This is a genomic window from Spirosoma aerolatum (genome assembly GCF_002056795.1).
Taxonomy (GTDB): Bacteria; Bacteroidota; Bacteroidia; order Cytophagales; family Spirosomataceae; genus Spirosoma; species Spirosoma aerolatum.
The window spans coordinates 1168446-1181951 of sequence record NZ_CP020104.1 but is presented as its reverse complement, the minus strand read 5'-3'; the positions used below and the strand labels follow the sequence as shown (position 1 = coordinate 1181951).

The 13506-nt window shown below is 50.7% G+C and carries 11 protein-coding genes and 2 pseudogenes; 9 read left to right on the top strand and 4 right to left on the bottom strand.

Features of this window, described 5'->3' with window-relative positions:
- The first annotated feature begins 193 nt into the window (after window positions 1-193).
- Together B5M13_RS04855 and B5M13_RS04850 are read left to right on the top strand one after the other, a co-directional pair.
- Entirely contained in the window at window positions 194-613 is a 420-nt protein-coding gene (locus tag B5M13_RS04855; RefSeq protein WP_155297187.1) for a hypothetical protein, read from the top strand.
- Between the two features lie 116 nt (window positions 614-729).
- A complete protein-coding gene (locus tag B5M13_RS04850; protein ID WP_080059798.1) occupies window positions 730-1665 on the top strand; it encodes a homoserine kinase in 936 nt (311 codons plus the stop codon).
- A 67-nt stretch (window positions 1666-1732) separates the two neighbouring features.
- On the opposite strand, the gene B5M13_RS04845 is transcribed toward B5M13_RS04850, so the two are convergent.
- Window positions 1733-3064 (bottom strand): lytic transglycosylase domain-containing protein, encoded by a 1332-nt coding sequence (locus tag B5M13_RS04845; protein WP_080054557.1) that lies wholly within the window; start codon window positions 3062-3064, stop codon window positions 1733-1735.
- Window positions 3065-3415: 351 nt separating this feature from the next.
- Here B5M13_RS04845 and B5M13_RS34600 point away from each other — a divergent pair.
- Window positions 3416-5359, top strand: a pseudogene (locus B5M13_RS34600) (beta-N-acetylhexosaminidase); the annotation flags it as partial.
- A 116-nt stretch (window positions 5360-5475) separates the two neighbouring features.
- Window positions 5476-5850 (top strand): discoidin domain-containing protein, encoded by a 375-nt coding sequence (locus B5M13_RS34595; protein ID WP_394334311.1) that lies wholly within the window; start codon window positions 5476-5478, stop codon window positions 5848-5850.
- 78 nt (window positions 5851-5928) lie between these two features.
- Here B5M13_RS34595 and B5M13_RS04835 read toward each other — a convergent pair whose 3' ends face one another.
- Window positions 5929-6663, bottom strand: coding sequence for an SH3 domain-containing protein (locus tag B5M13_RS04835; protein ID WP_080054556.1), 735 nt, complete (start codon window positions 6661-6663; stop codon window positions 5929-5931).
- Between the two features lie 171 nt (window positions 6664-6834).
- On the opposite strand from B5M13_RS04835, the gene B5M13_RS04830 reads away from it, so the two are divergent.
- From B5M13_RS04830 to B5M13_RS04820, 3 genes are all read left to right on the top strand, one after another.
- Entirely contained in the window at window positions 6835-7281 is a 447-nt protein-coding gene (locus B5M13_RS04830) for a hypothetical protein (protein ID WP_080054555.1), read from the top strand.
- A gap of 145 nt (window positions 7282-7426) precedes the next feature.
- Window positions 7427-7816 (top strand): helix-turn-helix domain-containing protein, encoded by a 390-nt coding sequence (locus tag B5M13_RS04825; protein ID WP_080054554.1) that lies wholly within the window; start codon window positions 7427-7429, stop codon window positions 7814-7816.
- Between the two features lie 48 nt (window positions 7817-7864).
- Window positions 7865-8251, top strand: a complete 387-nt coding sequence (locus B5M13_RS04820; protein WP_080054553.1) for a VOC family protein — start codon at window positions 7865-7867, stop codon at window positions 8249-8251.
- A gap of 44 nt (window positions 8252-8295) precedes the next feature.
- Here the strand turns inward: B5M13_RS04820 and B5M13_RS34590 are convergent.
- Together B5M13_RS34590 and B5M13_RS04805 are read right to left on the bottom strand one after the other, a co-directional pair.
- Window positions 8296-8636 (bottom strand): annotated as a pseudogene (locus tag B5M13_RS34590) (sensor histidine kinase).
- A 1571-nt stretch (window positions 8637-10207) separates the two neighbouring features.
- A complete protein-coding gene (locus B5M13_RS04805; RefSeq protein WP_080054550.1) occupies window positions 10208-10924 on the bottom strand; it encodes a LytR/AlgR family response regulator transcription factor in 717 nt (238 codons plus the stop codon).
- A 449-nt stretch (window positions 10925-11373) separates the two neighbouring features.
- Here B5M13_RS04805 and B5M13_RS33980 point away from each other — a divergent pair, with 449 nt between their 5' ends.
- Both B5M13_RS33980 and B5M13_RS33975 read left to right on the top strand, forming a co-directional pair.
- Window positions 11374-13074, top strand: coding sequence for a hypothetical protein (locus tag B5M13_RS33980; RefSeq protein WP_245859775.1), 1701 nt, complete (start codon window positions 11374-11376; stop codon window positions 13072-13074).
- A complete protein-coding gene (locus tag B5M13_RS33975) occupies window positions 13061-13504 on the top strand; it encodes a T9SS type A sorting domain-containing protein (RefSeq protein WP_245860043.1) in 444 nt (147 codons plus the stop codon). Before B5M13_RS33980 ends, B5M13_RS33975 begins: the two co-directional genes overlap by 14 nt.
- The last annotated feature ends 2 nt before the right edge of the window (window positions 13505-13506 follow it).

Sequence of the window (13506 nt, the reverse complement as noted above, 5' to 3'; positions counted from 1 at the left end):
TGTAAAAACTTTACGCGAGCAAGTAGAATAATGTGGCAGCTTAAATAAAAAATTAATCCAAAACTATCCAATGATAAAACATTATAAATCAGTCGATTAACTGGGCAAATCATAAGTAATAACCCTTATACGCAGCCTGAGAGCTTCCAACCAATAGCGAACCAATCGAATCTTATTAGAAATTCGAAGCGTTATGAATCGTTTGCTCTCCCTCTTACTGCTTTTCTGCCTAACCCAATGCCAATTGTCAGAAGATATAATTCCCGACGACCCAATTACTCCTGTAGCTGGGCAGGGCCTGCCCGGAACCTGGCAATGGTTTGAACGAGGCTACTCACCTGGGGCAGGTTATTATATCGATCAGATTCCTGCTAAACCAGCGCAGACACTAACGTTTTCGGCCAATGGGCATTTACAGGTTCAGGGCAGTGGTCTGATCAATTATCAGCCATTCAGCCAGTTCCGAATCGACACAACCGGGAGCGAAATTCTTATCCGATTTTTGCCTAGTACGGCCAACTATAGTGAACGGATTGTCTTAAACGGCGATACGCTCCGCTTATATCAGTCTTGCTATGAAGGCTGCCATTTAGGCTTTTTACGAATCAAATAGAATGCCTGATTTGGGGTCATCCTCATCCACTAACGAATTGGTACGCAACCCAAAAAGCCACAAACCTTGATTTTTGGGGCAAATGCTTACCTTTGCGCTTCGTTGATTCTTCTATCGTGGATTCTATTCGTGTGTTTGCTCCCGCTACGGTGGCCAATGTGGCCTGCGGGTTCGATATTTTTGGATTTGCTGTTGATAACCCCGGCGATCAAATTACCCTTACTATTAGCGAGGAACCCGGCGTTCGAATTACCGATATTCTGGGTGATGAAGGTCGTTTACCGCGTGAAGCGAGCCGCAACACAGCTGGCATTTCGATACAGACCTACCTCAACCATATCAACCGAACCGATCTCGGCCTCGATATTGTGCTGCATAAACAAATGCCACTCGGTAGTGGGCTCGGTTCTAGTGCAGCCAGTGCGGTAGCCGGTGTGTTTGCGGTCAACGAACTTCTTGGGCGGCCGCTACCTGTTATGAAACTGCTGCCCTTTGCGATGGAAGGCGAACGAATTGCCTGCGGATCAGCCCATGCCGACAATGTTGGTCCTTCCTTGCTGGGTGGTTTTGTAGTTGTTCGCAGCTATCAGCCCCTGGATGTCATTCGGATCGATACCCCGGCCAACTTATATTGCACACTCGTTCATCCTGACATTGAGGTCAATACGAAAGACGCCCGATTCATTCTGAAGAATGAGGTTTCGCTAAAAAATACCATAACCCAGATGGGTAATGTAGCCGGACTAATCGCGGGTTTGATGACCCCGGATTACGACCTAATCAGCCGCTCACTGGTCGATGTGATTATTGAGCCGGTACGTTCCATTCTGATTCCTGAATTTAACGAGGCCAAACAGGCAGCTCTGGATAATGGTGCATTAGGCTGTAGTATTTCTGGTTCAGGCCCTTCGATGTTTGCCCTCAGCCGGGATGCACAAACGGCCGAACAGATCGGTGCCGCCATGCAACAAGCCTTCTTATCGGTCGGTATCACCAGCGAAGCCTACGTATCCGAAATCAACAAACTAGGACCGAAAGTATTGAATGATTGAGTTGTTGAATGATTGAATAGGGTATTCGTCCGCTATTCAATCATTCAACAACTCAATCATTCAATCATTACAATTCCTCCCACGTCAATTGCCAGCCATCCAGCCGGGATGGGCGGGACACACCGGGTTGTTTGGGCTGTTCAGTAGCGACCAGTTTTAGGGGAGAAACCTGCTGAGTTTGAGCGGAAGTCAAGCGGTCGGTGCGAAGAAAAACCCGACCCGAGCCCGGATCAATGATCTCGATATGCGCCTGAATCAGATCGCCAACGGCAAAAGTGCGGCCATTGAGCGTAACAGGCTGGACCACCTGAAACATACAGAGTTGCCCTTCTGTTAATGGGCCTTCGCTCAGGCTCCGGGTCACCAACCGGATAACAGACGTCGATGGTGACACTATTTTCCCGGCAGATGCAACGGGTTGTTCTGTTGTTTCCGATGTTTCAGGTTTTAGGTCAGTTTCTGGTTCTTCGTCGTCAGTCAATAGTACAACGTTGGTTGTTGAATCAGTCACGAACACGGGGCCATCATCTTCACCAGTCGTTGACAATCGATTGGACGCCAGACTTTCAAACGTTTTTTCATCAATATCAAACGAAGACAAGATAGTTGCCCGCTCGGCCGATGCAATAGCTTCCAGACCATCGCTAAGAGCAGCCAAATGCCGACTACTTAAGCGATCCCGATAATTTTGCGGTCGGGTAAGGAGTTCCTTAATAGCAACTGTCTGATACAAATACGCTTTCGTTTCGGCAGCGCGATACGGCAACGCCATGGGGTGCACGTTGGGGTGCTGGCGGCTGAGCTGCTGGATGTAATTAGGCCCCGCATTATAGGCTGTAGCAACCAGCATCCAGGAGCCCAACTGGTCGTATAAATCATTGATATACCGACAGGCTGCGTGAGTCGCTTTGACCAGATTGAACCGTTCATCACGCCGATGCGATACACTTAAGCCAAGCGACTGGGCCGTTTGGGGCATCAACTGCCAAAAACCGGCCGCCCCTTTCCGCGACACGGCGTGGTTGGTAACAGCACTCTCAAGCAAGGGAAGAAACTTAAAATCAGATGGAATCCGGTATTGCTTCAGAATAGGCTCAATGAGGGGAAACACAACGGCCGCCCGTCGTTTTAATATAGTGAGATCTTCAGCATAAGAAGCTTGCTGGTTCAGCGTCCGAATCCAGCGCTGTACAATGGCAGGTTGATTGGTTGGAATAATTTCCCCACAAAAATGGACCGGGTTTTCATCGATGCTGGACCCTTTCAGGTGAGTAGCCAGCGCTTTTACAGGCGCAGCAACATTTAGGGCAAGTAGTGAGTTAGTTTGGGCAACTGCCGATGAAAACGTTAACGTGACGCCGACAAGTCCAGCCGCCACTATCAGGGATAGTTTCGCCATTAACAACTATGGGTTATGATGGATACCTACTCAGCCGCTCAGCCTGAACGGCACTCGATACATACGCGGCTTTATACTTCCGTGCAACAACCCACTCATTCAGCAGCCGCATTAAAAACTCTTTGCTGAACAGTGCTAACGTATTTTCAAGAAACGATCGTTATAAAAGAACCAATCGTTGAATTCGTTGAGTCAGTAGTAGGAGACTGGGAGGCCCAGTAGCTGTCTAATAGAAGGCGGAAAAACGCCGAAAAATCTGGCCAACGGGTGGCGGCTGGCCATTGTGTTCGTAAAAGTACAAATGTGGGCTAAGAAAAACAACATTTTAGCCTCAATTCGTGAAATTCAATTATGATTACCCGCTTTTTAGTACTTGTTGTGTTGTATTTTCTCGGGTCTCCCACCTTTTGCCAAACGACCGATCGGTACACAATTATCCCCCAACCAGCCCAGTTAGAACCCCAGGCAGGCGAGTTCATCATCGATCACACAACCACGATTGTAGTACCGACTACGGATACAGAATTGAAGTCGATTGCAGACCAGTTCGCTCACCAGATCAGTCGAAGTACGGGCATTAGCGTTGGAGTAAAGTTAACGGCGCAGATTACCTTGCCAGGGCAGACTTTAGGCACGAATCTCATCCAACTCCTACCCCTTCGCGATAGTACGATGGGCCAGGAAGGCTATCATCTCGACATTACCCCCAGGCAGATTACAATCCAGGCAGCCTCCCCTAAAGGTTTTTTCTATGCCATACAGACGCTATATCAGCTACTTCCACCGATTGTATTAAGCAAGGGATCTGGCGCTAAGGGCATAGGGAGTTTACTGGAAGACAATCCTTCAGCTCAAGCCCCTATGCTCCTTACACTGTCTGTGCCTGCCTGCCGCATTCAGGACAAACCGCGCTATTCGTATCGGGGCATGCATCTGGATGTAGGGCGACACTTCTTTTCGGTGGATTTTCTCAAAAAATACATCGATCTGATGGCGCTCCACAAGTTCAATACCTTCCACTGGCATTTGACAGATGACCAGGGTTGGCGCATTGAAATTAAAAAGCATCCGAAACTGACGCAGATTGGGTCGCACCGGAGCGAGACCATTGTAGGACACTACGACGAGTACGATCCGCAGGTGTTCGACAGCAAACCCTATGGTGGGTATTATACGCAGGACGATATTCGCGAGGTAGTTCGGTATGCCGCTTCACGCTACATCACAATCGTTCCCGAAGTCGAACTACCGGGTCATGCGCTAGCCGCTTTGGCATCCTATCCTGAGTTGGGCTGTTCCCCCAAAAAGGGTATCAGGTGGCGACCAAATGGGGGGTGTTTGGTGATGTCTTCTGTCCGACCGAAAAAACGTTCGCGTTTCTGGAAGATGTACTTACCGAGGTTATGGCCTTGTTTCCAGGTCAGTACATTCATATTGGGGGCGACGAATGTCCGAAAAGCACCTGGCGTCAGAGTGCGTTTTGCCAGCAACTGATAAAGCGGGAAAAGCTAAAAAATGCGGCAGAATTACAACGCTATTTCATCAAACGAATCGATCAGTTTGTTACGTCGAAAGGCCGTCGAATCATTGGCTGGGATGAAATTCTGGAAGGAGCCAGCCCTAAACTTCGGCTATCGGCTCAGGCTGCCGTGATGTGCTGGCGAGGTATTCGGGAGGGGGTTCAGGCGGCACGTCAGCATCACGATGTCATTATGACACCCGGTCAGTTCTGCTACTTCGATCATTTACAGGGCGATCCGCAACAGGAACCGACGGGTTTCGGTGGCTCGCTGCCCCTGGCCAGCGTATACAGTTACGACCCTACACCTGCTGGGTTGTCGCCCGAAGAAGCGTCGCATATTCTGGGAGCACAAGGTAATTTGTGGACCGAGTATATTCCAACACCACAACAGGCCGAATATATGCTCTGGCCCCGGGCGGCTGCTCTGGCGGAGGTCGTCTGGACACCGATGGCTCAGAAGAATTATCCCGATTTTCTGCGTCGGCTCATGACGCATTTCACACGCCTGGATTACCTGAATGTGACCTACAGCCGCACGCTCTTCGATGCATTACCCACAGCCAAACCCACTGCCGAAGGACATCTTGAGGTAAGCCTGACACCTGCCGATCCAACAATTGGAAGCCTGATTCCAGATATCCGGTATACAACCAATGGCACAATCCCATCCAGCGAATCGCCCCAATACGATAAGCCCATCCTTCTCACCCAATCCACCACTATTCGAACGGCGACCTTCTCGATGGGCAAACCAATCAGTCAATCCGCCAAAGTAGAGAAAGACTTTATCGTTTCGAAAGCGACAGGAAAACCCTACACCTTACTCAATGTCCCCACTAGTGGGCGGCCCGACAGAGGGTATAGTCTTACCGATGGCAATACGGGTAGTATGGGCGGGTATGAAGTAGCCGGAGTCGTTGCGTTCAGGAATGATTTCAACGTGGTTATCGACCTCGGAAAACCAGAAACCGTAGAACGGGTACGGATTGGCTTTCTGAAGTATACCGCCCGAAACCTTTGCCTGCCCAAACAGGTCGACCTATCCGTATCGGAGGATGGCAAAACATTCACGCCAGTGCTAACAGCGAAAACCAACGCAGCCGAAGGAGGCAAACGCGGTTTCGTCCGACTCCCGTTCGATTTCGCTCCCACTCAGGCCCGTTACGTTCGTATTATCGCTCACAATGTCAATCTGGTACCAGCAGGGTTGCGCAATCCGGGTAAACCTGCTCAACTGGCTGTGGATGAGCTTGAGGTCAATTGAGCCTGGATGATAGAACGCAGATTTTTATGATCCATATGATTTACACAGATCTTACTTATCAAACCTGTTGAAATTTCGTTAATCAGCAGTCGAAAATTTGAGGCTCCAGCGATTGCCTTTGGGCTGAATAATCAATTGTGAATACCCACCGTCGCTGTCGATGGTCAGTTGCTGTTTGGCGGCATCATAAGTTCCTTTCGTCTTTTCTTTGCCAAACCAGGCAGTACGGAATAGTACCAATACTTCCTGCATGGTAAACTTTTCCTTCGGCAGCTCCAGTAGCTGAGTTGCTCCGCCCTCGTAATATTGTTCCTCAAATCGGGCCCCATCGGCATACAGATATTGATACCGTTCAATGGTGCCGTTGGTAGCAGGCAAGGTGGTTCGTTTGCCTTTAACGGGCGAAATAGTCCGATAAAACGTATCCATTAGCGAAACACTACCATCCATGTTGTCGCGCTGCAAAGGCTTATACCGCGACAGATACCCATCAAATAGATAGCCCTCCTGCCCATCACGCGTTTTTACGGCCACCCAACCGCCTTTTACGGCAAACGAACCGATGGTTTCAGCCGTATAGGAACTACCCGGCTCCGGTAAAGACACTACCGTCAGTGGAGCCCCATTGGCCGGAACCGAAGTAATTTTGGCCCCATCTTTCGAAGCCGTTTTTCGGAGTGTCAGGCTGCTGGATGCATGCACATACACAATGTCATTCACCTGAAGTGGCTTATCTGTGGGCGCTATAATAATCGATGACAGGAATGTAAGAAGACTCGATAAAGCAGGAATGAACGATATACGTTTTACCATAAACAGTATGGTTTAAGCCGATTAGCAACGGTGGTTTTGAAACAGTTGACCCAAAACAGGGTTGGTTTGACAAAGAAATAGCGTGAGTCAATCGTCCGCCGAATTTATTTATCTATCGTGTAAGCCACCCTGCTATTTCTCAGGCTATTCTACGACCCTAACAAACGAACTATGCTCTTAAAACAATCAATCGTTCTGCTTTTACTAAGTTTGGGGCCGGGTGCATTCGCGCAGTCGTCCATGAAAGTGGCGAATTACGCCTACGGCCAGCCCGGCACCGACACCTATGAAGCGTTTAGCTTTTGGGTAAAAAATGGCAAACGGACAACAATCGACTATACTTATGGCAAAGACCGTAAAGAAACACCCTTGCAGTTTGTGGGCAAATCGCAGCCTGGAAGCAAAGCTAGTTTTACGGTTCAATTCCCTAACCGCTATACGTTGTACGTAACCCCGATGGGCAACCAGTTACAGGTGATGGATGAACAGAAAAAATACCGAAAAACGTTTATCTGGCAATATGAAGGTCCTATCAATGGCGTTGGAACCTTCTGCGATGTTTGCGCCCAAGATGAAAAAGAGGCCATGCGTTTGATTCAACGGTATTACCTAAAATGAATGAGTTAATCACTAAGAGCCTACTTGATTTTTTTCGCAAGTGTGGAAATGAATGATTTTGTCATTCCTCCCTCCGGCCGGAATGACAAAAAGTCTTCAACAAACTCTTAAACAGTTTCTTTATCAATAATTCTTTCAATGCGCAATGACCTACTACGCAACTCAGGCTCTGGCAATTCGGGATCAGATTTTTCCTGCGGCTTACCAAGTCAGGCAGATTATCCGGGCAAAGCAGTTTATCGACGCAAATCTGACCGAACCGATCAGCCTGGAAGCGATGGCCCAGGTCGCGTTGTTGTCGAAGTTTCATTTTCTACGGCTTTTCAAACGGTGTTATGGTCGCACACCACACCAGTACCGCACCGAACAGCGACTCATTCGCGCCAAACAACTCCTGCAAACCGGCCTATCGACGACCGAGGTCTGCCACGCCCTGAATTTTGAAAGCGTCACATCATTTATCGGTCTGTTCAAAAAATACACCAGCCAAACACCATTGGCCTACCAGCGAAAAAAGCAATTTTCAAGAGCCTGAACTCTGTTTTCCGATTGATCTTTGTCCTGTTCAACAACTACTTCGTTTATGCGAATCAAACTGGTGAGTGTGCTGGTCGATGATCAGGAAAAAGCGCTCCAATTCTATACGAACATTTTGGGGTTTGTCAAAAAAACGGAAATACCACTAGGCGAACATCGATGGCTAACCGTTGTATCTCAGGAAGAACAGGATGGCGCTGAAATCGTACTCGAACCGATGGGTTTTCCGCCCGCCCAAACCTACCAGAAAGCCCTGTTGGATGCCGGGATTCCTCTGACCGCTTTTCAGGTCGATGATATTGAGGCCGAATACCGCCGACTAACCGAGTTGGGCGTTTCGTTCAGCATGGCACCCACTCAAATGGGCACCACTACCCTGGCCGTCTTTGCCGACACCTGCGGCAACAACATCCAGATCTATCAGATAAGCTGATTGATTAGCCTAAACCATACGCAGAAGTTCCTGACGAGCCAGAATTATACGGCCGCAAACGTGAGGGTAACGGTAGTCCCTTCACCTACATTGCTTATAACCGTTACAGTGCCCCCATTGACTTCCATCAACTCTTTCACCAACGAAAGCCCCAGTCCATTTCCCTGTTCATTGGCGGTACCAGTGGCCGACGGGCGATTATGCAACGTAAATAGAGTTGTCAGTTGCTCGGAGACATTCCCACGCCTGTATCGTCAACTTCCAGTTGGGGCTTACCCATATGCTCAGCATACCGAAGCGTGATGGTACCGCCTGTTGGCGTAAACTTGAGAGCATTGTGCAGTATGTTGCGAATGATAACGGCAACGTGATTGGGGTCTGCCATCAGGTAGGTATCTGCGGGGATTAAACTGCGAATCTGAACACCTTTTTGCTCGGTTCGGGGACGGATCAGGTCTAGTTCGGCCTGGACCAGGGGAGCGATTGCCACGTGCTGCAGGCGAGCCCGGAACCCGCTAATCTGCGTAATGGCCCAGTTGAGCAGATTGTCGAGCATGAACCGCACGGAGCCAATCATCTGCCCGAACGTATCGGTAGCCTCCACGAATTCGGTTTGACTCATGCCACCCCAGTTGGTGAGCATGACGTTATTATGCAGATTGGCCACCGGCGAGCGTAAATCGTGCGCCAGAATAGCAAATAGTTTGTCTTTGGTAGTGTTGAGTTGGGCTAATTGTTCCCGCTGGCGTTCAATACGCTGCTGAGTACGCCGTTGCACCAGTACAAAGCCAATGAGCAGGCTTGCGAGCAAAATAGAGCCAATCAGATAAAGACGTTGACGTTGGCGTGCGGCATCAAGGAGTTTAATCTGCGTTTCTTTCTCTTCCAGTTTAAAGGCAGCTTCCTGCCGGGTCATTTGAATCTGGGCATCACGGGTCTGGCGCTTCCCTTGTCGCCAGAGTTCAAGACGGGCTACTGAGTCTCGAGCCAGAAACGCCTGGTGCCAGTTTCCACTCTGGGTATAGGTTTCTACCAGAAACCGTTGGTAATGGAACAGATGTAGCGAGTCGGGCCGTACGCGGCTTTTTTCAAACGCAATACCCCGTTTTATTGCAGCTATGGCTTCGTCATACCGCCCCAGAAAACCCAATAGCCGTGCCTGATCGGCGTTATAAACAAACAGCCCGAGTCGCTTCTGGAGCTGCTGAGTTTGGGTTACCAACTGACGGGCCATCTGCTGAGCCTCTGCCTGCCGCCCTTCTTCATAAAGAAGATTACAGTAATCCAGACCAGTCGTCATCCAGCGGTCTGGGTCTATTCCCTGGCTTGCGTCCATTGCCCGCAAAAGCATTTTCTCATGGTAAGCCCCACGCTTCTGGCCCCGGTCTAACTCATAATGAGCGGCATAGGCTTCGGCCAGCAGGCTGCCATTGTTCGCTCTTTGGGCATAATCGGCTGCTAGATGGAGATACTCTCGAGGATTACCCATTCGCTGGTTCGCCGAAATAGCCGCCATCAACTGGTAGCCTTTCGAAAGACTTGCGTAATTGGAGTTTGCCTTCGCTAGTTTCAGGGCTTGATTTAAGTACGTAATCGCCTGGACTTCGTTGTGGGTGTAGTAATGGTGGGCGTGGGCCAAAGACAGCAGCGCACGGGTAGCTCCGACCGAATCGCGTACATGCCGGGCCAAACGCAAGGATTGATTCAGGTACAACAAACTGGTATCCACGTTTTCCTGTAGGTATTCATAACCCAGGTTGGCCAGCAGCCGAGTGCGGGCCGTGTCGGTAGTGGCCTGGGCGAGTTGTGCGCGCAACCCAGGAATAAAAACCGATTGCGCGTTGAGGAGTGGAAACTGAAGCGTAAAAAGTAATAAATGAATGCGTGTGAATAGCGTAAAACGCTTCGGTTTTCGGATCATCGGGCCGTCCTATAAGGGTCTGAACTTGCTGTATTTTACCGACTCACGATCCGGCCTTCCAGATGTTTGCGATGCAGTTGGGCCCGGTACTGATCGCCAATGGGAATACTCTGCCCGGTGGTCAGCATCAGGTCATTTTTCCCAATACGGCTGATGGCCGTCCGATTGACCAGGTAAGACCGATGTACGCGCAAAAACGTATCGGTTTTAAGCTGCTCCTCCATTTTGGCAATCGACACGAACGGCTGGTAGATCTGAGTAGAGGTTACAATCTGTAAGATATTCTCCTGGGCCTGCATATAAAGCACATCGCTGGCCAGAACCTGAACGTAATAGTGATTGTCGCGAATAAAGAAATAAGGCTCGTTTTGCACCGGATCGGGGTCATGAAAGAGCCGTTGCCGTACCTTCTCAATGCTGGCCAGAAACCGGGCAGGTGCAATGGGCTTCAGCAGAAAATCAATCGGCGATACCTCGTAGCAGGGAATGGCATGATCGGGGTAGGCGGTTACGAAGATAACCAGCGGTGGCCGTTTCAGGCTGCGGATAAATTCCAACCCATTAATCTCGGGCATCTCGATATCACAAAGAATGAGGCTGGTTTCTCCCTGCGCCAAAAGAGCATAGGCGTCCATGGCCGACGCACAAACACCCGTCAGGTTCAGGAGCGGATTTAGCCTGACCAGTTTACGAAGCATGTCTTGCCAGGTAGGGTCATTCTCAACGATGAGGGTATTTATTTGATTGACCATAAAAGCCTACAGGTAAGGTAGATAAATTTTAATCAACGCCATTTCGGGCTTCATCAACGCACTTTGAGGATTCACCAATTCTCTAAAATTAGCCTTGGAGTCAGGCCTTGTGAGCTAGTAGCTTCGACTGTAAAAAACCTTCCTCAGCGCTGTTCAAAGATATTCACCAAGGCAATAGTAGCCAAGCGAATGATTACTTAATCATGCCCCGACACGCATTTAATAACCAATAAAGATGATAATGCACCATAACAGAGTACCATTCGGTGGCTCTTTCCTCCCTTACCTGCCGCAATCATGATACCAATCAAAATCCCTTACTGGATCAGTCGATTGGCTTACCGAATCCAGCAACGCCTGCACCGACGAGCCTAACCAATAAGGCAGACGCAGGCTACGGCCAGAGAAGAATGTACCCATTCACTTACACTTTAACTTTTACATATCCCATGACACACAGTTTACCAGCCAAACCTACCGCTACCCTACTTGCCGAACGGTGGTCACCCACCCGAAACTGGCCTCACCAAGTGTTCCTGCTCCTGCTGACGCTGCTAATGAGCCTCTCCTCGCCCCTACAGGCCCAAACCTGCGATGCCTCCACCTGGACCCTCCAAACATCGGCCGCTAACAATTTTTGGACTTCTGTGACCTACGGCAACGGCTTGTTTGTAGCCATGGGCGGTTCTGGCACGGGCAACCGGGTAATGACCTCAACCGATGGCATTACCTGGACCACCCGAACCTCAGCGACTGACAATAACTGGCGTTCGGTGACCTATGGCAACGGCTTGTTTGTGGCTGTGAGCGCTGATGGTACTGGCAACCGGGTGATGACCTCCCCTGATGGCATCACCTGGACCAGCCGTACCTCAGCGGCTGACAATCAATGGCTTTCTGTAACCTACGGCAACGGAAAGTTTGTGGCCGTAAGTGCTGATGGTACGGGCAACCGGGTAATGACTTCCTCCGATGGCATTACCTGGACCAGCCGAACATCAGCGTCCGACAATTATTGGAACTCGGTAACCTATGGCAATGGAAAGTTTGTGGCCGTGGGTGGTTCTGGCACGGGCAGCCAGGTGATGACCTCCCCCGATGGCATTACCTGGACCAGCCGTACCCAAGCCGCTAACAATTTCTGGACTTCGGTAACCTACGGCAATGGCTTGTTTGTGGCTGTCAGCAATAATGGCACAGGCAACCGGGTGATGACCTCAACCGACGGCATCACCTGGACCAGCCGAACATCAGCGGCTGACAATAGCTGGCAGTCTGTGACCTATGGCAATGGCTTGTTTGTGGCCGTCAGCATTAGTGGCACAGGCAACCGGGTAATGACCTCAACCGATGGTATTACCTGGACCAGCCGCACCCCAGCCGCTAACAATAACTGGTATTCGGTGACCTACGGCAACGGCTTATTTGTGGCCGTCAGCACTAGTGGCAGTGGCAACCGGGTGATGACCAGTTGCCAGTTGTTCCCCACCATCGGGGCAGGTACGGCTACCGGCACGGCTACCGCCTGCCTGGGAACAGCCTCCTCCAACCAATCCTTCACTCTATCGGGCACCAACCTCTCGGCTGACATCGTGGCTACCACACCCACCGACTTTGAAATCTCCACCAGTGCCTCCTCTGGCTTTACTTCCTCACTCACTCTCACCCAAAGCAACGGCTCCGTCACTACCACTACCCTCTACGTCCGCACCACCGCTGCCGCTACACAAGGCGCCAAAACTGGAAAGGTAACACTGACATCCACCGGAGCCACCAGCCAGACCGTAGCTGTGAGTGGCACCGTCAATGCCCTGCCCTCGGTCAGCATCACACCCTCTCCCTCCAGCAACATTACCAGCGGCAGCAACCTTACCCTCACCGCGTCAGGAGCCACAACCTACCTGTGGAGCGACGGATCAACGGCCAATCCTCTCCTGCTCACCAACGTCACCTCCGCCACCACCCTTTCGGTCACCGGCACCACCGCAGGCTGCTCGGCATCGGCCTCCAGCGCCATCACCGTCTCAAACCCCATGCCCGTCAACCTCATCAACTTCTCGGCCAAAATTCTGGAAAACCACGCCGTTCAACTCGACTGGACAACCGCCTGGGAAACCCACAACAAAGCCCTTCCGCATCGAACGAAGTAAAGACCTCAAAAGCTTCGAAACCCTTACCCTCATCAACGAGGTCGCCGGTACGCTTCAGGCCAGCAGCCACTACGCCACCATCGACAACAACCCCTACCCCGGCACCAGCTACTACCGACTCGCCCAAATCGACCTTAGCGGACAAGTCACCCTCTTCCCTGCCGTAGCGGTCGTCCTGCGGGAGAAACCCTATCAGCTCTGGCCCAATCCTCTAGCCAATGGACAAGCCTTTAGTCTCAGTCTGGACGAACCCCAAACCGCCCTGGTGAAGCTCTACGCCCCCAATGGCCAGCCGGTGGCTCTCCACAAGCTGGGGGTGGAGTCGGCCAGTCTGCGGCTGCAACCAGCCACGCCACTACCAGCCGGGGTGTATCTGCTCAGTGTGGAGGAGCGAGCTCTGATCCGCTACCATCGGCTGGTGATTCCCTAACC

Coding starts and splice junctions, on each gene's coding strand:
- B5M13_RS33980 (WP_245859775.1), top strand. CDS start 11,374: ATGACACACAGTTTACCAGCCAAACCTACCGCTACCCTACTTGCCGAA.
- B5M13_RS04830 (WP_080054555.1), top strand. CDS start 6,835: ATGCTCTTAAAACAATCAATCGTTCTGCTTTTACTAAGTTTGGGGCCG.
- B5M13_RS04835 (WP_080054556.1), bottom strand. CDS start 6,663: ATGGTAAAACGTATATCGTTCATTCCTGCTTTATCGAGTCTTCTTACA.
- B5M13_RS04825 (WP_080054554.1), top strand. CDS start 7,427: ATGACCTACTACGCAACTCAGGCTCTGGCAATTCGGGATCAGATTTTT.
- B5M13_RS04820 (WP_080054553.1), top strand. CDS start 7,865: ATGCGAATCAAACTGGTGAGTGTGCTGGTCGATGATCAGGAAAAAGCG.
- B5M13_RS34595 (WP_394334311.1), top strand. CDS start 5,476: ATGGGCGGGTATGAAGTAGCCGGAGTCGTTGCGTTCAGGAATGATTTC.
- B5M13_RS04845 (WP_080054557.1), bottom strand. CDS start 3,064: ATGGCGAAACTATCCCTGATAGTGGCGGCTGGACTTGTCGGCGTCACG.
- B5M13_RS04855 (WP_155297187.1), top strand. CDS start 194: ATGAATCGTTTGCTCTCCCTCTTACTGCTTTTCTGCCTAACCCAATGC.
- B5M13_RS04805 (WP_080054550.1), bottom strand. CDS start 10,924: ATGGTCAATCAAATAAATACCCTCATCGTTGAGAATGACCCTACCTGG.